The sequence below is a fragment of the Planococcus plakortidis genome (assembly GCF_001687605.2).
GTDB lineage: Bacteria > Bacillota > Bacilli > Bacillales_A > Planococcaceae > Planococcus > Planococcus plakortidis.
The window spans coordinates 1,715,212-1,738,149 of sequence record NZ_CP016539.2 but is presented as its reverse complement, the minus strand read 5'-3'; the positions used below and the strand labels follow the sequence as shown (position 1 = coordinate 1,738,149).

The following is a 22,938-nucleotide window of genomic DNA, read 5'->3' as shown; positions in this document are numbered from 1 at the left end:
GAGACGGGAGTGGGGCAAATGACGATTATTGAAGAAGAAATCAAGAAGCGGACACAAAGGGACCATGCAGAAAATTCAAACCTGATCGGGGAAGGCGGTTATATCTCGCCTGATGAAAATTTATGGAACGATATCCTGACAGCCGTTGTGTTGAAAAAGCCTGTGCTATTGAAAGGGCCGACAGGAGCAGGGAAAACCAAGCTTGCCGAGAGCATATCTGACTTGTTCCAGCAGCCGATCCAAAGCATCAACTGCTCGGTCGACTTGGACGCGGAAGCACTGCTCGGCTTTAAGACACTGGTGCAGCGTGATGGCCAAAGCGAGATTGAATTTGTTGAAGGGCCTGTCGTAACGGCCATGAAACACGGCCATATTCTTTATATCGACGAAATCAATATGGCAAAAGCCGAAACCTTGCCGATCCTGCACAGTGCGCTCGATTACCGGCGGATGCTGACCAATCCATTTACTGGCGAAGTCATCCAGGCGCATCCGGATTTCTCGGTGCTGGCTGCCATCAATGAAGGGTACATCGGGACATCACCTATGAATGAAGCGCTGAAGAACCGTTTCATCTCCTATCCGATTCCTTATCTATCTGGTGAGCAGCTGCGTGGCCTTTGGGATAGGCAATTCCCGGACGCCGACCCGAAGCTGAAATTGTTCATATTGGACTTGGCGGGCGATTTGATGAAGCAAGTGGAAAACGGCCTGATGTCGGAAGAAGCCGCCTCGATCCGCAGCTTATTGGATGCCACAGCGCTGGCAATGCATATCGACCCTTTGCGTGCCGTCCGTTACGCAATCGCCGAAAAACTGGATGATGAAAGTGAACGGACGCTGTTGATGGATCTGGCGAATACTTGGCGAAAGTAGGGATGCAGGATGACTTCAATCAATCGCTTTATCCAATTCAATAATGAAACGGTTGATACGGGACTGCTCAACCGGATGCAACAGCTTGCAAGGGCGTTGTCATCCGCGCCTTACCTCCGCTTGACGACTCGGAAATTATGGGAGTTCCGGCCATCTGAAGGGGCCGTCTCGATGAGCGTGTTCTGGCGCCATCGGCCAAAGGAAATCGAGGAGGCTGGCTATCTTTCGGATATTTATTTAATGGGCGCTGGTTTTTGGCGCCATTTCAGCTTGCGCTCCTGGCGCGATTTTGAGCAGTCTGAGTCCCGATTGCCCGACCTTGCCGCGCAATTGCTGTTGATGGCAGAAGAGTTCCGATTAAGCGACCGCATCGTAGCGGAACGTCCAGGGACCAGGCACGTATTTGAAGTGAGGGAAAAAATCGCCATCGCGTTCCATACCGACCAGCTGGAACAGAATCGGAAGAAGGGGTTTTGGGCAGATGCCTTCCTCAATGCAGCTTATTTGAAACTGCGTGGCAAGGAGGCTTCCATAAGTGAAGAGCTGGATCCCTTGTTTCTATCATGGACCGACTTATTCAGTGCCGATTCCACTGCCGATTCTGTAAGGACCATCCAGAGGATCATGCCCCGGCTGGAATATTTACTGGAATCGGATATTCTCCATACGTATTACACATTCGGTGAACCGGCTGAAAAAACGCCGCCGCCTAGATATCATGAAGGCATTGAGGCTGAGCAATCCGGCGAGCAAGAAGAAATCGACACAATCGAAGAATGGTTCCAATCGTGGCACCGTGAAACCGAGTTGAATAATGCGGCTGCGCTTGAATACGAACTCGAGCGCGGGGATTCAAAGCTTGCCGATGGAGGCAGGGAAGAAGAGGGCTCAGGGGAAGTCGAACAGACCGGAACGGGTGAATCGAAAGGCGAACACAAGGAAGACAACCTGGCCGATGAGCGCAGAAAAGATGAAAAGAAGCCGAAAAAAGCGAACGGCCGCTTCGGTTCAGCGAACGATGGTGTCGTATATTACGAATCGCGCATCGAAGCTTTGCCGATCGACCGCCAGCGGCTGCAGCACTGGCGCAGTGAACAAGCTCCCTATGTGCGTGCATTGCTGAAGGAAATGCAAAAGCGCATGCAGCAGCGCATCGAAAGCGAGCGCACCAATTTGCATGCCGGCCGCCTGTCAAAAAATCTATTGCCGCTCATCACCGATGAACGGCCAAAGCCTTTCTACCGGAAAACCGCCCCTTCAAAACAATTGGATGCGGTTTTCAGCTTGATGATCGACGGCTCCGCTTCAATGGTCGACAAGCTCGACGAAACGAAGCAGTCGGTGCTGTTGTTCCACGATGTTTTAAGGGCGCTCCATATACCTCATGAGATTGTGGTATTTTATGAGGATGCCTATGAGGCGGGGGATGATCAACAGCCTAATTATTTCGAATGGCTGCATAAATTCACGGACGGAGCGGCGGACCATGCTGCGGAGATCCTGTCGCTGGATGCCCACGAGGACAATCGGGACGGCTTTGCGATTCGCTGGATGGCCGAACGACTGAAACAGCGTCCGGAAAAACACCGCTTCATGCTGGTCTTTTCAGACGGCGAGCCTTCTGCCTATAATTATGCCGATAACGGCATCATCGATACGGCACAGGCAGTGTCAGAAACGGGGAAAATGGGCATCGAAGTGATGCATTTGTTTTTAAGCGGTGAACCGACAAGCGAAGAACAAGCAGCGTTTTACCGGATGTTGTATGGCAATAAATCGGTCAGCGCTGATTCTCTGGAGCAATTTGTCGAGCAGACGCTGCGCTTATTGAAACGCACCTTGCACCTGGTCGTACAGGCATTGTAAGAGGAAAGCCAAAACCCCTCCGCAAGTTGTGCGGAGGGGTTTAGTCAGTTCTTTTCCTGGCCATCGTGGATAGCGAGCAGCCGTTGCTTCAAGTCTTCTTCCATACGGCCGATTTCAAGCTCTGCCGCTTTACGGTTACGACGGCCTTCCGCCTGGATTTTCAAGGTTTCTTCGATCGTCTCAAGCAGATTCTCTTGCGTTTGCTTCAAGGTTTCGATCTCGACAATGCCGCGCTCGTTCTCACGTGCGGTTTCGATCGAATTCATCTTGAGCATTTCCGAGTTTTTCAAAAGCAGGTCGTTTGTAGTGGCCGTCACTTGTTTTTGTGCCTCGACCGCTTTCATCTGCTTGTTCAAGGTCAAAGCGATAGCGATCTGATTTTTCCATAAGGGGATGGACGTCATGATCGACGATTGGATTTTTTCTGCAAGCGTTTGGTTGGTCTGTTGGATCATGCGGATCTGCGGCGCGCTTTGTATGGTGATCTGACGGGACAATTGCAGGTCATAAAGACGTTTTTCCAATCGGTCGACGTACTGGACCATATCGTTCACTTCCTGATAGGCCATCTGGTCGTTGGATGCCTCGGCTTTTTTGCGCAATGCGGGAATCGTTTCGTTCATGATCTCATCCCGTTTGATTTCCGCTGCGGCAATATAGACGTTCAAGGCCTGGAAATAGGTCTTGTTCTGGTCATATAATTGCTCGAGCATCTGGACATCTTCCAATAATCCGCGTTTTGAATGGTCAAGCTGGACGCTGATCCGGTCGACTTGTGTGCTTAACTTTTGGTATTTGCTCATCATTTCCTGGACGGAGTATTTGGCGCGGTTGAACATTTTGCGCAGCCCTTTTTGCTTTTTCTGGGTCAGTTCTTCGGGGTTCAGCTGTTCGAGCTTCTTCATCAGGTCATGGAGCACATCCCCGACAGGGCCGATATCCTTGCGCTGGACATGATCGAGCATTTTATGCGAGAACTGGCTCAGCTGGTTTTGCGCATTGGCGCCGTATGTGAGGATCGCTTCCCGGTTGCCGGTCGGGATCTGCTTGGCCAACTCGCGGGCTTTTTCCTGTTCCTCGGCACTCAAGCGGTCGAGCAGTGCGACAGGCTGGCCTTCTGTTTGTGCCAATTGAGTTTGCTGGGAGGTTTCTTCCATGCCAAACGGCGTTCCAAGAAGCTCATCCAACTCATTTCTCGTCTGATTGTTGGTCATTTTCCATGTCTCCTTTATGTTCGATTTGCTGTTGCTGCTCGAGCGCTCTAGTATGGTGCTGGTCGACAGCAAGGCGTGCGTAATCCAGTTCCATGCGCAATTGTTCCACGTCGGTGGACAATACGCGTTTCAGGTCGGCTTCCATCACCTGTTGGAGGGAACGGAGCATTTCGCGGGTTTCCTGCAATGCAATGCGCATCTCCATGTCTTTGACAGGCTGTCCGACCAATAATGTATATTTTCCGGTCAATTCGATGGCAGAATCCAGATGCGAATAGAAGAACGGTTCTGCCAGGTAGAATTTGCGCGGGTTTTGCTGGACGATTGCCATGATTTTATTGGCGATCTTGACCATATCCATCAATTGCTTGAACGAGGAGATGGAACGTACTTTATAATATTGGCTTTGCAAGGTTTTGATTTTTTCTTTGCCTTCCTTGATCTGCACGCGGATATTGCGGTATTCGCTTCTTGTCATGCCGAGCTGTTTTGAATCACTCGACAGCTGATATTGCTTCATCGATGTATTGCTGGCAAAGTAAGTGCCGGCTGCAACAGCACCGGAAGCGAGCAGCCCGATTTCTGCACCCAGATAGAGGATCGGGAACACGGCGGACATGAGAGGGAGGCTGACCGATTGTCTTTTGATGAAGTTTTCGATCGGCTTAATGGGTTTCATGCTTTAACCTCCTTAGCGGCTACTAAACTATACGTCCGGCGCAGGAAAAGGTTTCATTCTGCGCGTTTCTATCCCTTATTTTACGTGAATGGGGCAGTCAATACAAACTTCCGGACCGTCGGCCACCCACGCATTAATCCTTTACAATTTCCCATAAATTTGGCATAATGCATATAAGGATTTTTTAGAAAGAGGAATTGAATGTTTGGAAAAAATTCAGAAAGTTTTTAGATTTGTTTGACTTTTATAGTCAATTTGATATAATTAAGGTAATTCAACATACGAACTTCCGCAACAGCTATTCACATATTCCCAAAAGTGATCAGCAAGTGTCGGTACTTTTGGGAATATGTGAATTTTTTTTATGAAAGTTCGCATATTGAAAAATTTTGTTTACCACAGGAGGTAATTTAACATGCAAGAAGGTACAGTAAAATGGTTTAACTCAGAAAAAGGTTTCGGCTTCATCGAAGTTGAAGGCGGAGACGACGTATTCGTACACTTCTCAGCGATCCAAGGCGAAGGCTTTAAGACGCTTGACGAAGGACAACGCGTGGAATTTGAAGTAGAGGAAGGCAACCGCGGACCTCAAGCTACTAACGTAACTAAACTTTAATTCTCCAATCCAAGAACTGCCGTTAAGGCAGTTCTTTTTTGATGGGGATTTTTCCCCTCAACGGAGCTATTGTTTAATCTTCCTGTTTATCCGGGTATATCTAAAAGAGATTGCCAAGAAAATGGAGGAGGATTATCCATGCAAGGAAAAGTCAAGGAATTCAATGACGATAAAGGATTCGGCTATATCGAGGGCGATACAGGCGAGCTATTCTATTTCGAAACGATCAATATCAATGAAGAAGGGTTCCGCCGGTTCATGCCGAACCAGCACGTCGAATTCACGGTTTATGACGGGGCACCCGGGAAAGAGCGGGTAGCGACAAACGTCACACTAGTCTTTTGATCGCCGGAGGAAAGGGGAACGCATATGGAGAACGAATATTTGAGCAAATCATTGCCGAGTGAGGAAAAACAACAGGATTTTTATCAAAAGCTTCGTGTGAGAGTGCATAATTGGCTCGAAAGTAAATCTTCGAAATTGGATTCAGCAGGCCAATTTGTCTTTTTTGCGCCAGACCTTTTCCATCTATTGACGCGCCTGCTGCTTGACAGCCGTATCGATAAGAAAAGCAAAGCCTATGTCGGGGCCGGTGTGCTATACTTTATGGCACCTATCGACCTGCTGCCGGAAATCCTGGTCGGCCCGGGCGGCTTCATGGACGATGTCATCGTTGCGGTTTACGTCCTCAATACTGTCCTGAACCGGTTCCCGAAAGAAGTCGTCACGGAACATTGGGCAGGGGATGAAGACCTCTTGAAAGTGTTAAGCAAATTGGCGAATTCCGGTGACCAGCTGGCGGCGAAACTTCCAGCCGGTAAAGCCGTAAAACGTTTCCTGAAATAAATCCGAAACGAATCGAAAAACCCCCTCAGAAACGCCGTTTCTGAGGGGGTTTTTCATGTCAGGCAATCATTTGGCGATGCCTTGTGCTTCTTTCCATTCCAAGAATTCATCATAAGTCAATTGCTTGTCGAGAATCGAGCCATCTTCCTGGATCTCGATGACACGGTTCGCAACGGTCTGGATAAACTGGTGGTCATGGGAAGTGAAGACCATTGCGCCTTTGAAAGCGATCATGCCATTGTTCAGGGCTTGGATCGATTCCAGGTCCAAGTGGTTCGTCGGTTCATCCAGTAGCAGCACGTTGGCATGCGACAGCATCATTTTCGATAGCATGCAGCGCACTTTTTCGCCACCCGATAAGACGGAAGGTTTCTTTTTCACTTCTTCGCCGGAGAACAGCATTCTGCCAAGGAATCCGCGAAGGAAGGTTTCGCTTTCATCTTCCGGTGAATACTGGCGTAGCCAATCCACAAGGGAAGTTTCACTGCCTTCGAAGTACTCGGTATTGTCGATCGGCAAGTAGGCGCGTGAAGTCGTGACACCCCAGCGGGCTGAGCCTGTTGCCGGTTCGTCCTCTTCAGCCAGGATGCGCAGAAGGGCGGATTTGGCTAACGGGTCGCCGATCAGGACGATTTTATCGTCCTTGTTCATATTGAAGCTGATGTTGTTCAATAATTGCTTGCCGTCGACTGTTTGGCTCAGGTCTTTAACCGTCAGTACATCATTGCCGATTTCGCGGCCGATGGTGAAGTTGACAAACGGGTATTTACGGGAAGACGGGCGGATGTCGTCCAACTCGATTTTATCGAGCATTTTCTTCCGGGAAGTTGCCTGCTTGGATTTCGAAGCATTGGCAGAGAAACGGGCAATGAAGGCCTGCAGTTCTTTGATCTTTTCTTCTTTTTTCGCATTTTGGTCGGATGCCAGGCGAGTCGCCAATTGGCTGGATTCGTACCAGAAATCGTAGTTCCCGACATACAACTGGATTTTCCCGAAGTCAAGGTCTGCAATATGCGTGCACACTTTATTGAGGAAGTGGCGGTCATGTGATACGACGATGACCGTATTGTCGAAATTGATCAGGAATTCTTCCAGCCATTGGATGGCTTTCAAGTCCAAGTGGTTGGTCGGCTCATCCAGAAGAAGTACATCCGGTTTGCCGAACAGGGCTTGTGCCAAAAGCACTTTCACTTTATCCGATCCGGAGAGTTCCGCCATTTTCTTGTCGTGAAGATCTTCGGAAATGCCGAGTCCCTGCAACAGGATGGCGGCTTCGGATTCCGCTTCCCAGCCATTCAGGTCTGCGAATTCACCCTCAAGTTCGGCAGCGCGCATGCCGTCTTCGTCGGAAAAATCTTCTTTCATATAGATGGCGTTTTTCTCGGACATGACGTCATAGAGTTTTTTATGGCCCATGATGACCGTATCGAGGACTACATGCTCTTCGTATTCAAAGTGGTTCTGCTTCAATACGGCAAGGCGTTCGCCTGAGCCCAGGGAAACATTCCCCGATTGTGCTTCGAGTTCACCCGAAAGGATCTTGATGAACGTCGATTTACCGGCTCCGTTCGCCCCGATCAAGCCGTAACAATTGCCCGGGTTGAACTGGATGTTGACGTCTTCAAACAATTTGCGGTCGCCAAAACGCAAGGATACATCATTTACTGCTATCATTATTATTCGTCCTCCTAAAATTCACAATATGAATAGTATAACACGAATACACCTTAAACCGGTAGCGTTCAAAGCCCGTGTCAGCTAAACTAATAGAGGAAATGCCTCAACGGCTTTTTCGCCGGAGGTATGCATCCAGTTGGCCGAGTTCTTTGTTCAGCAAGTATTCCATTTGTACATATTCACGCCTGCCCGGGACATGTTCCGGCGTCAGGCCTTTCATCGAGAAAATGAAGTAATAGCCCCCGATTTGGCGAAATAGCACCACGACGTGCGGAAATTCATCAAAAGTGGCTTTAATATTGTATCGTTTTGCGTAGCTCCAATTTATGAGCTTCATCCAGCAACCCGCCTTTCCAGTCTTATTTTAAGGGAAGCAGCGGCAGGAACACAAGTTTGGTGCTGAGGGAGAAGGAGAGAGAAACATGAAGGAAGTTGGAAATAAATCTGCTTTGACCGGCGTCATTTTCGCCATCCTTTTAGTGGCGCTCAATTTGCGGCCGGCCATTTCTTCGATCGGCCCGATGCTCGATCCGATTCGGACGGATCTCTTGCTCACCAATGGGCAAGTCAGTTTATTGACCGCTGTGCCAGTACTGTGCATGGGGGTGTTCGCGCCGTTTGCGATCGTCTTCAACCGCCGTTACGGCTTGAAGCGTTCCATCGGCTTTTTATTGGCCGTTATCGGCGTCTTTACGTTAGGCCGCGGCTTTTGGCCGAGCTATTTCAATTTATTGCTTAGTTCGTTTTTCATCGGCATCGCGATCGCCATCATCGGGCCGATGCTGTCTGCGATGATCAAACGGGATTTTCCGGCCCGGACGGCTTCCTTGATCGGCATCTATTCGTTCGGCATGGGGCTTGGTGCCACACTTGCCGCTGGATTGACGAGTATCGTCTATGCAGCGGCCGGATGGCCGGCGGGGCTTGCGATCTGGTCGGTCTTGGCGATTGCTGCCCTGATCGTATGGCTGAGAATGCCTGAAGCGAAGTCGAAAGGGCAAGCACAAGCAATGCCGGATGATCCGTTGCCGATCACAGAAAGCCCATGGAAAAATGTGAAGGCATGGTACATGCTATTGTTCTTCGGCTTCCAATCGGCTTTCTTTTTCTCGATGCTGACATGGCTTGCGCCGATTGCCATCGACAAAGGCTTGAGCGTCCTGTCTGCAGGGGCAGTCGTCACTGTCATGACGGCAGTGCAGATCGTCTGCAATATTTCCATCCCGCTGCTGTTCAGCCGTTACCCGAACCGCTTTTTATGGGTGTTGGTTGTGCTCGGCTTCGGCACCGGCGGCATCCTGTTATTGATGTTTGCAGGGGCGTGGTCGGTATGGCCCGCCGCCGTTCTTATCGGAGTGGCGCTCGGCGGCTTGTTTCCGATCGCCTTATTGCTGCCGCTCGATGCAACGAATTCGGCCGACGAAGCAAATAGCTGGGCTGCGATGACGCAATCGGGTGGCTATTTGATTTCGGCGTTCATGCCCTTTATCATCGGAGTGGTTTATGACCAGACGGGCAACCACGACATCACTTTATGGATGTTCCTGGCATTCGTCTTCTTGATGGTACTCTTTGCATATTTGCTTAATCGAAAACCTTGAACGCTTGCTTAGTGGATGGGGCTAAAGCCAGCCATGAACAACAAAGCGACATTAACGGGAACAGGATTGCCCAGTAAGCGACCATCATCGGCGGAATGTCCGCTTCCGGAAGGGTGGTTGAAAAATACCAATAATTGAGTTCAAGCGCTGAGATGAGCGTGACGATCGGGCCGATGAAAACTCGGCTGGACAGCAGTGCGGCGATGACGCCAAGTGAAATGACAAACGGCGGGATAAGGATCAATTGCACGAAAAAAATATCCAATGTGCTAAGCCATTGCATAATAATGCCTCCTGTTAGACCCAGTATGGCGGGGAGACCCGCTGATTTTGATTTTAAACTAAGTGAATAATCTGTCAATAAAAATATTCCCGGGGGTATCAGGAGCCAGTGACATCGCGAGGAAACCTGTTGGCTGGATATTCGGGCTTAAAAAAAGCCGGCGCATCAAGCGTCGGCTTTCTTCCACACGGCTTCCAAGAATTCATCGCGCCCCGAATCGGCACGGTCCTGTGCGTAATGATCGGGGTTTTTCAAATAAAAATCCTGGTGGTATTCTTCTGCCGGATAGAAAGGTTCGGCATCCTGGATTTCAGTGATCACCGGTTTAGGGAAGCGGCCGCTTTCGTCGAGCAGTTTCCTTGAAGCGAGCGCCATTTGACGCTGCTTCTCATTATGGACGAATATGGCCGGGCGATAGGAAGCGCCACGGTCCTGGAACTGCCCATCGTTATCGGTAGGGTCGATTTGCTGCCAAAAAATATCCAGTAATTGTTCGTATGGGAAGACTGCCGGGTCGAAGGTGATCTCGACCGCTTCCAAATGGCCCGAATGGCCGCTTTTCACTTGTTCGTATGTCGGATTCGCCAAATGGCCGCCCGTGTATCCGGAAATGACGGATTCAATGCCATCGAATTGATCGAACGGCTTGACCATGCACCAGAAACAGCCGCCGGCGAATGTTGCTTTTTCAAACATCGGGTTGCCTCCTTCCATTGAATAGGCGATGGCCCGCAGAAACGGTATAGCGCCTAGGAATAAGAAAAATTTTACCACTACGGCTTTGCCCCGACAATAAAAACGTGTTGCACGGGGAAACTTCTTTCTCCTTATATGCGTCTAAACAAATTGTACAGCTCAGAAAGGAATGTAATCATCATGGAAGAACAATACGAAACAAGACAGACCAGGAAGCGCAGACGGTTCCGCCCGAGAGGCAAACTTTTCTTATTATTGATCATTTTATTGCTCGGCGCCGGAATCTACTTTTTCATGCAATACCAGCAAGGGCAAGACATTGCCGGTGAAACCGAAATTGAACCGGAACCTTTCGCTGGGGACGAAGACAATAGCGGATACCAGAACATCCTCGTCCTAGGGATAGACTCGCGCGGGGAAGCGCAATCCCGGACGGATACGATGATGATGGTGACACACGACCGTGAAAACAATGAAGTGAAAATCACTTCGTTCATGCGTGATATTTATGCGGATATTCCAGGCTATCAATCCTATAAATTGAATACCGCTTATTATTTGGGGGGCGTCGATTTACTGGCGTCGACCTTGCGTGAAATGTTCGGCGTTGAAATCCATAATTATGCACTCGTCGATTTCCAAAGTTTCGAAACACTCGTCGATATCGCAGCGCCAGGCGGCGTCGAAATCGATGTGGAAAAAGAGATGTCCGAGAAAATCGGCGTGACCTTGTCTCCCGGCGTCCAGAACTTGAATGGCCAGGAATTGCTCGGGTACGCGCGTTTCCGTTCGGATAATGAAGGCGACTTCGGCCGCGTGCGCCGCCAGCAGCAAGTCATCGCTGCCTTAAAAGATGAGTTGATCAGCGTGTCTTCGATCCCGAAACTGCCAAAACTCGCAGGAGCGGCACAAGGCTATGTGCAGACCGATATGCCTTTGGTAGACCAGATTAAATTGGCGACACAGCTCGGCACGGGTGGCAGCGGGGAAATCGAACGCTTGACCATCCCGGTAGAAGGCGGATACAGCTATGCAAATTATCCGCAAGCCGGATCGGTCCTTGAAATTGATGTAGAGCAAAACCGCCGGGCGCTGGAAGAATTTTTGTCCCAGCCCCTCAACTAATTATTCAGATAATATGGTAAACTATAGGTAGAAGCTTATATAAAGAAGAGGGGATCTCCATGCCGCCAGATGACAATAGACCGCCGTTTTTCGCTACCAACTATATCCGGTTTCTGGGTGGGAGGAACACGCTTTTCACCTTATTGATCCTAATTTTGATCGGGCTTGTCGTATTCATTTTCCGGGAAGTATCGTTTATCTTCAATCCATTAAACGTGTTCATGAAAACGGTGGTCCTGCCGGTCGTGCTGGCGCTTATCCTGTTTTACTTATTGCGACCCGTGCTGCGGCTGCTGGAGCGCTTTAAAATCCCAAGGATCTGGGGCATCCTCATCATCTTTCTTGGAGGCATCGGGCTGCTGACCTTATTGAGTGTCTTGGTGTTCCCGTTCATGAGGGAGCAATTCCAGAACTTGATCGAGGAATTTCCGGATTATTTCATGCGCTTATTGAACAATATCGACCAATTCTTGCGCAATTCGTTTCTTGGGGATTATTACACGGAGTCAAATTTCAATATCGAGGCCTTGATCGCGACTTTGCCGACGAGCATCGCGGATACGCTCCAAGAGACCGTCACGGGCATCATCACCCGTGTTACCGGCTGGATTTCAACGATCACCGGCGTCATCCTGTCGATCGTCATCGTCCCATTCATCCTATTCTATTTGTTGAAAGACGGCGATAAACTTCCAGGCTATTTCCTGAAGCTATTGCCACCGAGATTCCGCGAGGATACGAAAGAGGTCCTGCAGGAAGCGGACAAGCAATTGGGCGCGTATATCCAAGGGCAGCTCATCGTCGCATTCTGCATCGGCGTGATGGTCTATATCGGCTTCTTGATCATCGGCATGGACTATGCGCTGCTGCTCGGGGCGCTTGCCATGGTCACCAGCGTCGTCCCGTATATCGGGCCGGCGATTGCGATAACGCCCGCCGCGATCATCGCGCTGGTCACTTCGCCGTTCATGCTCGTGAAACTTGCGGTCGTCTGGACCGTCGTGCAGCTGGTGGAAGGTAATTTAATCTCACCGCAAGTAATGGGCAAGACGATGTACATCCATCCTGTCACGATCATTTTCGTCTTGTTGACAGCCGGCTCCCTATTCGGCGTCGTCGGGGTCATTTTGGGGATTCCGATGTACGCATTGCTGCGGGTCATCATCAGCCACCTGTACAAGCTGTTCAAACGGCGGTATAACCGGTATGAAACGGACTTGGATAAACAGTACGATTACACGGAGCTTTAAGTTTTCTGTTTACAGAGAGCCGGAAAGTGGTATGGAGAATTATCAAAATTTGGGGGTATAGATTTTTATGAAATTCAAAGACTTTTTATCTTCGATCGGGATCGGATCGGTCAAGGTAGACACCGTAGTGGAGAGGCCGCATCTTGAAGAAGGTGAAACGTTGAACGGCACGGTCTACCTGGACGGCGGAAGCGGGGATCAGGAGATCGACTATATCGAGCTGCAAGTGATCCGGCTTGTGGAAGATTACCGGGAAGACAGTGACTTCGATTTTTATGAAACGCCGGTTGCCAAACAGAGCCTGGAATTTGCAGGTGCTGTAAAGTCGAAGAACTCCGTCATGCAGCAATTCGAAATCGTGCCGGATGAGCGTTGGGTACTGGAAAATGCTAATGCCAAATTGATTTTGCGGACGATTGTCCACGTGAAGAACGGCGTCGATGTCCAAGATGAGGACGAAATCACATATGGCAAGATCGATAGCTGAACTGAACATCGGAATCACAAGAAGGTAATTTTATTATGTAAACTAAACACCGCCCTCCTTCACTACTGAAGGAGGGCGGTGTTTTATCGTCCAATCGAATGGACAACAGGCAGTTTAAAGGAGGAGAGAAAGATCGGGTTGTTTTGGCAAGAGAAGAATACATAGGGAAAAAACGGGTAAAGAAGACAAGACACGTTTTTTGAGGAGGAATCGCATACATGGAAGCATCAAAAAAATTCCGCGTCGTCTATCATTTCGGGGCTGGCGTCGAGGCAGTCAATACCGTAGAAGCCGATACCCCAAAACAAGCGGTCAGCGGTTTGGATGCGGATGATTTCCGCGAATTTATCGGCGACAACGACACGTATTACCAATTCAAGATGGATGAAGTCAAGATGGTCAGTGTCACTGAAGTGAAAGACGGACAGTGACCATAACGGCGTTCAACCAAAAAATCCCCTGCCGATAAACAGGCAGGGGATTTTTTTCATGTTCCGCAATAGGTCTGGTATGGCGGCGTTGAAGGGGGGGAGCGGCCGTATAGGGCTGCTGCTCTTTGGAGTGGGCATACGGGTCTTGAAGGATGGCCAATAGTTTTTCCATCACTTCGTAATCGCCTTGCAAGGCAGCTTCGAGTGCAGCTTCTATGCGGTGGTTCCGCGGGATGACTGCCGGGTTTCGGCTTTTCATCAAATCCAGGATTTCCTCTGCTGTGCGGCCTTCCTGCTGTTGCCGGGTCTTCCAGCGGCTGAGCCAGGAATCGAACGATCCGCTATTCGATAACTGGGGCTCTTCAATGTCCTCGAAGGTCAACGAACGGAATGTATTGGTATAATCGGCTTGATGTTCGTGCATCAATTCCAGCAATTCATCGATCAATTGTCCGTCATCGGGCATTTCGGTAAACAAGCCCAGTTTCTCGCGCATGCCAGTCATATATAATTGCTTCTGCAGCTTGACGTATTCCTGGAGTATCTCCTGAAGAGAAGCAAGCGCTTCTTTTTCAGGGCGATCATCCAAGAGGGGGAATAAGGACTCGGCAAAGCGTGCCAAATTCCATCCTCCGATGAGCGGCTGGTTACGGTACGCATAGCGGCCGCCGGCATCAATCGAACTAAAGACCGCGGATTCCTCGTAACGGTCCAGGAAAGCACAAGGGCCATAATCGATCGTTTCACCGCTGATGGCCATGTTGTCGGTATTCATGACGCCGTGGACAAAACCTACGAGCTGCCATTTCGCAATGAGTGAAGCCTGGCGCCGGGCCGTCTGCCGGAATAACTCGATATAGCGGTCTGGACCGTCAATGTCCGGGAAATGCCGGTTGATGGTAAAATCGGCCAAAGCTTTCAAATCTTCATTGGAACGGTATTTTGCCGCAAATTGAAAAGTGCCGACACGGATATGGCTTGATGCCACCCGTGTGAGAATCGCCCCGGGCTCTGCAGCGTAGCGCTGGATTTTTTCGCCTGTCAATGCGACTGCCAGGCTGCGGCTCGTGGGAATGCCGAGCGCATGCATGCTTTCGCTGACGATGTATTCCCGCAACATGGGACCAAGTGCCGCGCGCCCGTCCCCGCTTCTGGAGAATGGCGTAATGCCGGCGCCTTTCAATTGGATATCAAGAATCCGGCCATCCGGCGTCTGCTGTTCTCCGATCAAGATGGCGCGCCCGTCGCCGAGCATCGTGAATTGGCCGAATTGGTGGCCGGCATAAGCCTGGGCGAGCGGAAAGCTGCCTTCGGGAAAACGATTGCCTGCGAATACTTGAAGGGTTTCGGGGCTGTCCAGCTGGCCGGGATCCAGCCCCAGTGTTTTCGCCAATTCCTTATTCGCAATGACCAATTTAGGCGAGGCAACTGGATTGGCTTCCATCGGGGCATATAATGTTTTCGGAAGGCCAGCATAGCTATTCTGCAGTTTCCAGCCGCTTTTTGAGTAGTTCATGGGAGCGCCTCCTAACGATAATTTGTAGAGCATGTCTTTCCTGTTATTATAGCCGCTATGAAAAACATGAAACAACCAACTCGGGCTGGCATGGGCAAATAGAAAAGCTTGAGCCAGACACCTAATGAAAGGTACGGCTCAAGCTTGTGGCGATGAACTTAACGTTCTTCAACCGGCACGTAGGTCTGCATGCCAGGCCCGATGTATTCCGCACGCGGGCGGATCAGGCGGTTGTTCGAGTATTGCTCCAGGATATGCGCGAGCCAGCCCGAGGCACGGGAGACCGCGAAGATCGGCGTGAACAGGTCGTGCTCGATGTCGAGCGAATGGTAGACGGATGCCGAGTAGAAATCGACGTTTGGCGGAAGCGGTTTTTCGCTTGTCACCAATTCCTCGATTTTCACGGACATTTCATACCATTTCGATTCGCCGCGAAGCTCGGTGAGCTTTTTCGACATGTCGCGCAAATGTTTCGCGCGCGGGTCGCCTTGGCGATAGACACGGTGGCCGAAGCCCATGATCTTCTCTTTGTTCGCAAGCTTTTCCTTGATCACAGGCTCGACGTTGTCGACAGAGCCGATTTCCGTGAGCATCTTCATGACCTGCTCGTTAGCGCCGCCATGGAGCGGGCCTTTCAAGGCGCCGATCGCAGCGGTTACGCCGGAGTAGACGTCAGACAAGGTCGCGACCGCCACACGCGCCGTGAACGTCGATGCGTTCAGCTCGTGATCTGCGTGAAGCACGAGCGCTTTGTTGAAGGCTTCGACTTCAATGTCTTTTGGCTCTTCGCCGGACAGCATGTACAGGAAGTTCGCTGCGAAGCTGTAGTCCGTTTTCGGCTGGATCGGCTCTTTCCCAGCGCGGATGCGGCCGAATGCCGTCACGAGCGTCGAGATCTTCGCCTGGATCTTCACCGCTTTGCGGTAGTTTGCTTCCGGTTCCATCACTTCGGCTTCTTCATCGAAGAGGCCGAGCATGGAGACCGCAGTGCGCAGTGCCGCCATCGGGTGGACGTTCTTGATGTCGTATGTCTTGAAGTGGTCCAGTACCGCTTGCGGTACGGCCATGTTGTCCGCGAGCTGCTGTTTGAGCTCGGCCAGTTCGTCCGCCTTCGGCAAACGCTGGTGCCACAATAGGTAGATCACTTCTTCGAAGCTGGCGTTGTCCGCCAGATCGTCGATATTATAGCCGACGTATGTAAGGGTATCATCGATGATCGAACTGATCGCCGATTGTGTTGCGACGACACCTTCTAAACCTTTAGTTGTAGTTGTCATAAAAATCTCTCCTTTTTGATTATGTTGATGGCCGGCCAGGGACTTCATGCGGCACGGTTTGCTGAAGCGCTTTCATTTGGTTCCGAAAAAAAAGCTTGTGCTCTGATGGCCGGATTTGACTGATTATTAAGTAATTTTACAGGATACTGGCAAATTGTAGGGCTTGGTGAGCTGAAACACGGAATAATCGGTCAGGGCAGTTATTGAAGGTGCTGAAAGACTGTTTCATCAACTCCCCCCCATCTATAAGTGCTGCATCCGATCAGCCAGTGCGCGGTCATCTGACTGTAGCGCACAGGCAGCAGGGAAAGCCGTGAAGGCTTCTTTATAGGGAGCGGAAAGTTCTTGCTTGTGTTTTGGAAAAGGTTTTTCTTATAATAGGTCTAACCATACGCGAATGGAACGACTTGGGAAATGGGAAAAGATGGACTTACAGAGAAGGAGTTAAACCATTGAAAACAACGGAGCAAGGGATCCGCTATATTGAATTGTTTGACGAAAGCCCGGAGATTGATATTCCGGCAATGGTAAAAAAAGCGAAAACAGCATACAAACCATTTAATTTCAAAGATAAAATCGAATTTCTTTTCTTCTATAAAGAGCGCAAAGATTTCAGCCATGCGATTTTTACTGAATATGGGATCATCGATGATGAGTTCGATGGAAAAAAAGCTGTCCATCATCCGTTCGGTGTCAAGAGTATCATCGGCATTGAAGTATCCGGGGATGAGACCATACCATTGATTGCATTTGTCATCGGGCAAGCGATAGAGCATTTCAAGCAGAATATGGATATCCGGCGCCATGAGGAGTGGAAAGGGCTGGAAAAGAGTGACAGCTATCAAAGCTGGCAATTGTATTTCTGCCAGGTCCATAGCTCGACGGTCAGGTATGGGCTGGAAGGATCGGCGGATATGTTTTTAAGAAGCTTGCCATTTGTTTTGGCGAAAAAGGGAGAAAGTTTCTCTCAACCTTATTTTGAAGCCACGTTCCGCCATTTGATCCATTCCATGAGCGAACTTTACGTCATGCGCCAAGCAGGGGAAAATGACTTGGCGGACGACCATCTGAAAACGATTGCTGAGCTGACCGGTCCCGAGTTCGTCGAAGTTTACGAAGGGCTTTATGGCGAACTGGCTGAATACTTGGAAACGATCGGCATCAAATACAATGAAGTGCACGATGTATCGATCTTTACGTCGATCGAGCAGCATCGAAACCGATTCGCGGCCCTATACGGCGGATAACTGGATACTCATCCCTGGATGGGGCGGATCGACTTTCACAGAAGCCTGCGTAACAGCAGGCTTCTTTTTTAATGAGAGGAAATTCAGAAAAATCAAAATGAGGGGTAGTATTCCACCCGCGAAGTACGGTACACTTTTTATTAACGGAATGATTAAGGTTTATTTCCTTAAATAAGAAAAGCAGGTGACAGCGATGATAGAACAAGCACAGGAACTATTTGACGAAATTCGCTCGTTCCGACGGGACCTCCATGAACATCCCGAACTGAGCGGAGAGGAAATGAAGACTTCAGAAAAAATCCAGAAGAAGCTCGATGAGTATGGCATCCAGTACTATACGGGATATGCCAAAACGGGTGTGCTGGGCGTGATCGAAGGGGGCAAGCCGGGAAAAACAATCGGCTTGCGTGCCGACATCGATGCCTTGCCGATCCTCGAACAAGCGGATGTTCCATTCAAATCCAAAACCGACGGGAAAATGCATGCATGCGGACACGATGCCCATACAGCGATGCTGCTCGGGGCAGGCAAATTGCTGCAGGAACGAAAAGCCGAAATAACTGGAACGGTATTGCTCATTTTCCAGCCTGCCGAAGAAAATGCGCCGACTGGCGGGGCAGAGCAAATGATGGCAGACGGCGTGTTCGACCGGTACCAGCCGGATGTCCTCTTGGCACAGCATGTCTGGCCTGGGCTTCCGGCCGGGCAAGTCGGGGTCCTGGACGGCGCGATCATGGGAAACTCTGACCGCTTCCACGTCACGATCCGTGGAGCGGGCGGCCATGCCTCGATGCCGCATCAGACGGTCGATGCCATTGTCATCGCCAACCAGGTGATTTCCGCTATCCAGACCATCATCAGCCGGAATGCCAATCCAATGGACTCTGGCGTGATCACAATCGGGAAAATCTCGGGAGGTTACCGCTATAATGTCGTGGCGGATAGCGTGGTACTCGAAGGCACGATCCGTTCATTATCAGATGAAACGAAGCAAATACTGAAAAAGCGTTTCCATGAAGTCGTCGAAGGCACCGCCGAAATGATGGGCGGATCATGTGAAATCAGGTATTCGGATGGGTACCCCGCAACGGTCAACACGAAACGCTGGGCCGAGGTGGTCCGTGAATCCGCGACAACACAGTTGGGTGCCGATGCTGCCCCGGAACTGATCGGCAGCATGGCAGGCGAGGATTTCGGACGCTTCTTGAAAAAATATGAAGGGGTTTATTACTGGCTCGGCACATCGGTCGGGGAAAATCAAAAACCGCTCCATGACCCGGGCTTTATGATCGATGAACGGGCATTGCCGATCGGCACCGGCCTGATGGCGCAGGCAGCGCTTGATGTGCTTAGTGAATTGAACGGATAGGAGGAATGGACGTGGCAGATGTTATTGACCGGTTCATGGAAGAAATCGAACCGCATCTCGTCGATCAAAGGCGCAAGCGGCATAAATACCCTGAAATCGGATTTGCGGAATATGTGACGACTTACGAATTAAGTGAACAATTAACCCATAAAGGATTCGAACTCTTTTTCGGCCGCGATCTTTTGACGAGCGAGGAACGCATGGGCGTGCCCAGCGAAGGGTTTCTGAAACAACAAGAACAACGCGCGCTCGGCTATGGGGTGCCGCTTGATTTTCTGGCACAGATGAAGGGCGGGCATACCGGCTTTGCCGCAGTGCTCGATACCGGCAAAAAAGGGCCTAATTTCGCTTATCGTTTCGATATCGATGCCTTGCCGATTGAAGAAGAGGGCAATCCCCCCATGTGCCAGCCGCGCAAGCTTTCCGTTCGGAAGTTCCCGGCATGATGCATGCCTGCGGCCACGATGGGCATGCCGCTATCGGGCTTGGGCTCGCTGAATACCTGGCGAAAGAAAAGGGCAGTTTGCGGGGGAAATACACGCTGATCTTCCAGCCTGCCGAAGAAGGCGGGCGCGGGGCGAAGGCAGTGGTCGATAAAGGCTGGCTCGATGATGCCGATTATTTCCTGAGCGGCCATGTCGGCATACACGATCTGCCGTCCGGGACGGTTGCCGCCTCCACATCGAAGTTCTTGGCGAGTTCCAAGCTCAACGCGAAATTCATCGGCAAATCGGCGCATTCCGGACTGGAGCCGAACGCCGGGCGCAATGCTTTGCTTGCTGCGGCGTCAGCGACTATGCACCTGCACGGCATCTCGCGCCATAAAGACGGGGCGACACGCATCAATGTCGGGACTTTGCATGCCGGGTCTGGCCGGAATATCATCGCCGACCAAGCGCTGATGGAAATCGAGACGCGCGGCGAGACCAATGAATTGGATGAATATATGCAGGACCAAGCATTGCGCATCCTACGGGCGAGTGCGGCGATGTTTGACGTCGAACTGGAAACCGAGCATATGGGAAAGGCGATTTCGGCCGACGCGGATCCCGGGTTCGCGGAAATCGTAGAGCGGGCCTGTGGCGCATCAAAACGCTTGAATATTGTGCCGCAGCTGCCGATCGGCGCGTCAGAAGACGTCACCTATATGATGGAGCGCGTCCGGGAATGCGGGGGCAAAGCGACGTTCATGATTTTTGCCAGCCCGTTGCCAGCCGGCCATCACCACCCGCGTTTTGATTACGAGGAACAGGCGTTGTCAGCAGGGCTGGAAGCCTTGATCCGGACGACCGAATACTTGCTGAAGGAGGGCGAAACCCGTGAAGAACTGGCTGATTGAGCAATTGATGCGGATGAATTTAAGCGATGTACTCGTCCGGCCCCAAGGGTTTACGCGGGAAGGCTATACATCGGAAGAAACAGAAGCGATCGAGGCCTTTAAAGCGATCGCTGAGGAACTGGGGCTTGAGGTTTCAGAAGACGCGGCAGGGAATGCCATTGCCCGCTGGAATGTCGCGGGCGGGCATGGGGCAGTCGCGACGGGATCCCATCTCGACACGGTGCCAAACGGCGGGGCATTCGATGGCGGAGCAGGCGTCGTGTGCGGGCTCGGGGCGATCAAGATGCTGAAGGAAGCCGATTTCGAACCGCAGCGCCCAATCGAAGTCATCTGCTTCCGTGCGGAAGAGTCCTCACGTTTTGGCGTCTCGACGATCGGCAGCAAAGCAATGAGCGGCTCACTGGACCCGTCCCTCGGGACGCTCGAAGACCAGTACGGCGTCACGCTCGCGCAAGCGGTCGAAGGCCAAGGTTTCGTATGGCAGGAAATGGTGAATGCGAAGCGTCCGAAAGAACAGCTGGAATGCTTTGTCGAACTGCACATCGAACAAGGAATGCATATCGTCAACCATGGAAAAGATTATGGTGTTGTCAAAGGCGTCGCCTGTCCGATCCGCCTGTCCGTCACATTCAATGGGAAGGCGGGGCATACCGGGACGACGCCGATGGACCGGAGGCAAGATGCACTGGCAGCTGCTGCGCCATTTATTTCCTTCGTCCAGGAAACGGCGCTACAATTGAATGATGCCTATGGCAAATCACTGGTCGCAACGGTGTCGACATTGACGGCCTCGCCGAATTCGATGAATGTCATTCCGCAAACCGTCACGGCAGGTATCGATATCCGAAGTGTCGACGATCGCTTGAAGATGAAGATGGCAGATGCCATACAGAACGAAGCGAAGCGTATCGAAGAAACGACAGGCGTGGCCATTGGCATTGAAGTACTGGTCAACAATCCATCCGTTCTTCTCGATGACACGATTGCACAGCAATTGGTCGAGGCGGGCGACCACGAAGCCTATATGGCGCATCGGATGGACAGCGGTGCAGGGCATGACGTCATGAATATGGCGCAAATATGGCCGAGCGGTTTGCTGTTCATTCCCTGCAAGGATGGGCTGAGCCACCATCCCGACGAATTCGCTGATGCTGAAGACTTGAAAATGGGCGTCGAGCTATTGGCCCGCTTTTTGATGGAGGCGACCGCGAATGGCAGAAACGGTTAAAGTCGGGCTGATCGGGCCGAACGATTCAGTGATTGAAACGATGAAAGCGGCGGGCAGTATAGAAGGGATCGAGCTCATTCCGTTTATTTACCAGCACACGGAGGAAACGAAAAGCATCATCAACGAACATTCAGCGCAGATCGGGCATTGGCTGTTTTCAGGCCCTGCGCCGTATCATTTCGCCTTGAAAGAAGAGTTAATCGATGCGGATCATGCGGATTATATCCTCTTGCATGGGTCAAGCCTGCTCGGCACGATGCTCGATGCCTTCGTGCAAGAAGGCGCCGTCTTATCGAGCATCAGCGTCGATTCGGTCCCGCGCCGTGAAGTGCTGAAAATGCTCAAGGATTTCGATTTGGAAAAGCTGGAGATCCATACCGCGCCGGAGCTTGGCTATATTCCGGCAGAAGAATTGATCGATTATCACGAAAAGCTTTACCGCTCGGGGCACATTCAAGCAGCGCTCACTTGCGTCCATGCCGCTTACAACGGTTTAAAGGAGCGGGGCGTGCCGGTCTACCGCATCAGTGTATCGGAACTGGCGGCGCACCGTGCGATTTCCGTTATTAAGGAAAGAAGCCTGTCGGATTTGTACCGCATGAAGCAATTGGCGATGATCGGCATCGAAATCATCTACCCGAGCCAGGCGCAGCAGCGTAAGACCCCGTTCAAGATCGAGCGCCAGGAGCTTGCGGTGAACCGGGTCCTCATCGATTTCGCCGAAGAAGTCAAGGGCTCGAAAGTCGGGATGGGTAATGGCATCTATTTTATCTATACGACCCGGGGTGAACTGGAACTTTACGGAAAGTCCCATTATCCGGAAGAATTGAAGGATGAAATTTTTGCCAACAGCAAGTTCGAGGTACGCATCGGCATCGGCTATGGCCGGACCGTGACAGAATCCGAGCAGAATGTCCGGCTCGCGCTCGACTATGCAAGGGAAAAAGAGAACGGCGACGTCATCAATATCGATGAAGGCGGCAAAGTGACGGAAATCAACTCATCCGGTGAACGGCTCCGCTACAGCCGCCGCAGTTCCGAAGCCAAATGGCAGGAAGCGCTAAAAGGCGCATCGATCAGCCAGACTGTCATCGCCCGCATTGAATCATTGTCCCGCCATTACGCGAAAGACGAAATCACCGCCTTGGAACTATCCCAATGGATGAACAGCACCGAGCGCAATGCGCGCAGGATCCTGACCGAGCTCGAAAGCATCGGTGTAGCGGAAGTCGCGGGAGAAGAAGCTGGCCGGCGCGGCCGGCCGCGGAAATTATACCGTTTGACCTTCGGTACATAAAAAGATAAGGGAGGAATG

General features: G+C 51.1%; 23 protein-coding genes and 1 pseudogene. 16 read left to right on the top strand and 8 right to left on the bottom strand.

The window, feature by feature from the left end:
* Positions 1 to 18: 18 nt before the first annotated feature.
* Together BBI15_RS08810 and BBI15_RS08805 are read left to right on the top strand one after the other, a co-directional pair.
* Positions 19 to 876 (top strand): AAA family ATPase, encoded by an 858-nt coding sequence (locus BBI15_RS08810; RefSeq protein ID WP_068869222.1) that lies wholly within the window; start codon positions 19 to 21, stop codon positions 874 to 876.
* Positions 877 to 885: 9 nt separating this feature from the next.
* Entirely contained in the window at positions 886 to 2,742 is a 1,857-nt protein-coding gene (locus BBI15_RS08805) for a vWA domain-containing protein (RefSeq protein WP_068869221.1), read from the top strand.
* A 44-nt stretch (positions 2,743 to 2,786) separates the two neighbouring features.
* Here BBI15_RS08805 and BBI15_RS08800 read toward each other — a convergent pair whose 3' ends face one another.
* Both BBI15_RS08800 and BBI15_RS08795 read right to left on the bottom strand, forming a co-directional pair.
* Positions 2,787 to 4,010, bottom strand: a complete 1,224-nt coding sequence (locus BBI15_RS08800; protein ID WP_405312882.1) for a toxic anion resistance protein — start codon at positions 4,008 to 4,010, stop codon at positions 2,787 to 2,789.
* Positions 3,931 to 4,635, bottom strand: a complete 705-nt coding sequence (locus tag BBI15_RS08795; protein ID WP_068869219.1) for a 5-bromo-4-chloroindolyl phosphate hydrolysis family protein — start codon at positions 4,633 to 4,635, stop codon at positions 3,931 to 3,933. Before BBI15_RS08795 ends, BBI15_RS08800 begins: the two co-directional genes overlap by 80 nt.
* A 415-nt stretch (positions 4,636 to 5,050) precedes the next feature.
* Here BBI15_RS08795 and BBI15_RS08790 point away from each other — a divergent pair, with 415 nt between their 5' ends.
* The 3 genes from BBI15_RS08790 to BBI15_RS08780 all read left to right on the top strand — a co-directional run bounded on the left by BBI15_RS08790 (position 5,051) and on the right by BBI15_RS08780 (position 6,097).
* A complete protein-coding gene (locus BBI15_RS08790) occupies positions 5,051 to 5,251 on the top strand; it encodes a cold-shock protein (RefSeq protein ID WP_033541967.1) in 201 nt (66 codons plus the stop codon).
* 138 nt (positions 5,252 to 5,389) lie between these two features.
* Entirely contained in the window at positions 5,390 to 5,596 is a 207-nt protein-coding gene (locus BBI15_RS08785; protein ID WP_068869218.1) for a cold-shock protein, read from the top strand.
* A gap of 24 nt (positions 5,597 to 5,620) precedes the next feature.
* A complete protein-coding gene (locus tag BBI15_RS08780) occupies positions 5,621 to 6,097 on the top strand; it encodes a YkvA family protein (RefSeq protein WP_068869217.1) in 477 nt (158 codons plus the stop codon).
* 66 nt (positions 6,098 to 6,163) lie between these two features.
* On the opposite strand, the gene BBI15_RS08775 is transcribed toward BBI15_RS08780, so the two are convergent.
* Positions 6,164 to 7,771: an ABC-F family ATP-binding cassette domain-containing protein gene (locus tag BBI15_RS08775; protein ID WP_068869216.1), complete on the bottom strand. Its 1,608-nt coding sequence runs from the start codon at positions 7,769 to 7,771 to the stop codon at positions 6,164 to 6,166.
* Between the two features lie 106 nt (positions 7,772 to 7,877).
* Positions 7,878 to 8,111: a hypothetical protein gene (locus BBI15_RS08770; protein WP_068869215.1), complete on the bottom strand. Its 234-nt coding sequence runs from the start codon at positions 8,109 to 8,111 to the stop codon at positions 7,878 to 7,880.
* 85 nt (positions 8,112 to 8,196) lie between these two features.
* Here BBI15_RS08770 and BBI15_RS08765 point away from each other — a divergent pair, with 85 nt between their 5' ends.
* Positions 8,197 to 9,375, top strand: coding sequence for an MFS transporter (locus BBI15_RS08765; RefSeq protein ID WP_068869214.1), 1,179 nt, complete (start codon positions 8,197 to 8,199; stop codon positions 9,373 to 9,375).
* Here BBI15_RS08765 and BBI15_RS08760 read toward each other — a convergent pair.
* Both BBI15_RS08760 and msrA read right to left on the bottom strand, forming a co-directional pair.
* Positions 9,359 to 9,658: a hypothetical protein gene (locus tag BBI15_RS08760; RefSeq protein ID WP_068869213.1), complete on the bottom strand. Its 300-nt coding sequence runs from the start codon at positions 9,656 to 9,658 to the stop codon at positions 9,359 to 9,361. The two genes, BBI15_RS08765 and BBI15_RS08760, sit on opposite strands and share 17 nt — an antisense overlap.
* 165 nt (positions 9,659 to 9,823) lie before the next feature.
* Entirely contained in the window at positions 9,824 to 10,354 is a 531-nt protein-coding gene (msrA, locus tag BBI15_RS08755; protein WP_068869212.1) for a peptide-methionine (S)-S-oxide reductase MsrA, read from the bottom strand.
* Between the two features lie 180 nt (positions 10,355 to 10,534).
* On the opposite strand from msrA, the gene BBI15_RS08750 reads away from it, so the two are divergent.
* The 4 genes from BBI15_RS08750 to BBI15_RS08735 all read left to right on the top strand — a co-directional run bounded on the left by BBI15_RS08750 (position 10,535) and on the right by BBI15_RS08735 (position 13,647).
* A complete protein-coding gene (locus tag BBI15_RS08750; protein WP_068869211.1) occupies positions 10,535 to 11,479 on the top strand; it encodes an LCP family protein in 945 nt (314 codons plus the stop codon).
* A 59-nt stretch (positions 11,480 to 11,538) separates the two neighbouring features.
* Positions 11,539 to 12,729, top strand: a complete 1,191-nt coding sequence (locus tag BBI15_RS08745; RefSeq protein WP_068869210.1) for an AI-2E family transporter — start codon at positions 11,539 to 11,541, stop codon at positions 12,727 to 12,729.
* A gap of 67 nt (positions 12,730 to 12,796) precedes the next feature.
* Positions 12,797 to 13,216 (top strand): sporulation protein, encoded by a 420-nt coding sequence (locus BBI15_RS08740; protein ID WP_068869209.1) that lies wholly within the window; start codon positions 12,797 to 12,799, stop codon positions 13,214 to 13,216.
* A gap of 218 nt (positions 13,217 to 13,434) precedes the next feature.
* Positions 13,435 to 13,647: a hypothetical protein gene (locus BBI15_RS08735; protein ID WP_068869208.1), complete on the top strand. Its 213-nt coding sequence runs from the start codon at positions 13,435 to 13,437 to the stop codon at positions 13,645 to 13,647.
* A 56-nt stretch (positions 13,648 to 13,703) separates the two neighbouring features.
* Here the strand turns inward: BBI15_RS08735 and BBI15_RS08730 are convergent.
* Positions 13,704 to 15,163 (bottom strand): annotated as a pseudogene (locus BBI15_RS08730) (protein adenylyltransferase SelO).
* Between the two features lie 158 nt (positions 15,164 to 15,321).
* Positions 15,322 to 16,440: a citrate synthase gene (gene citZ, locus BBI15_RS08725; protein ID WP_068869207.1), complete on the bottom strand. Its 1,119-nt coding sequence runs from the start codon at positions 16,438 to 16,440 to the stop codon at positions 15,322 to 15,324.
* A 452-nt stretch (positions 16,441 to 16,892) separates the two neighbouring features.
* Between citZ and BBI15_RS08720 the strand changes: the two genes are divergently transcribed.
* The 6 genes from BBI15_RS08720 to BBI15_RS08700 all read left to right on the top strand — a co-directional run bounded on the left by BBI15_RS08720 (position 16,893) and on the right by BBI15_RS08700 (position 22,920).
* Positions 16,893 to 17,687, top strand: a complete 795-nt coding sequence (locus tag BBI15_RS08720) for a hypothetical protein (RefSeq protein ID WP_068869206.1) — start codon at positions 16,893 to 16,895, stop codon at positions 17,685 to 17,687.
* Between the two features lie 193 nt (positions 17,688 to 17,880).
* Positions 17,881 to 19,056, top strand: a complete 1,176-nt coding sequence (locus BBI15_RS08715; protein ID WP_068869205.1) for a M20 metallopeptidase family protein — start codon at positions 17,881 to 17,883, stop codon at positions 19,054 to 19,056.
* 11 nt (positions 19,057 to 19,067) lie between these two features.
* The gene (locus BBI15_RS16780; RefSeq protein WP_335645662.1) at positions 19,068 to 19,502 is read left to right on the top strand and encodes a zinc-binding metallopeptidase family protein; all 435 of its coding nucleotides are present in this window, start codon (positions 19,068 to 19,070) and stop codon (positions 19,500 to 19,502) included.
* Positions 19,499 to 20,395 carry an amidohydrolase gene (locus BBI15_RS08710; protein ID WP_335645661.1) on the top strand — a complete coding sequence of 299 codons (897 nt, stop codon included), beginning with the start codon at positions 19,499 to 19,501 and terminating at the stop codon, positions 20,393 to 20,395. The genes BBI15_RS16780 and BBI15_RS08710 overlap by 4 nt, the downstream gene beginning before the upstream one ends.
* On the top strand, positions 20,376 to 21,623 hold the full coding sequence (locus tag BBI15_RS08705) for a M20 family metallo-hydrolase (RefSeq protein ID WP_068869204.1): 1,248 nt from the start codon (positions 20,376 to 20,378) through the stop codon (positions 21,621 to 21,623). Before BBI15_RS08710 ends, BBI15_RS08705 begins: the two co-directional genes overlap by 20 nt.
* Entirely contained in the window at positions 21,607 to 22,920 is a 1,314-nt protein-coding gene (locus BBI15_RS08700; RefSeq protein ID WP_068869203.1) for a helix-turn-helix domain-containing protein, read from the top strand. The genes BBI15_RS08705 and BBI15_RS08700 overlap by 17 nt, the downstream gene beginning before the upstream one ends.
* Positions 22,921 to 22,938: the final 18 nt, after the last annotated feature.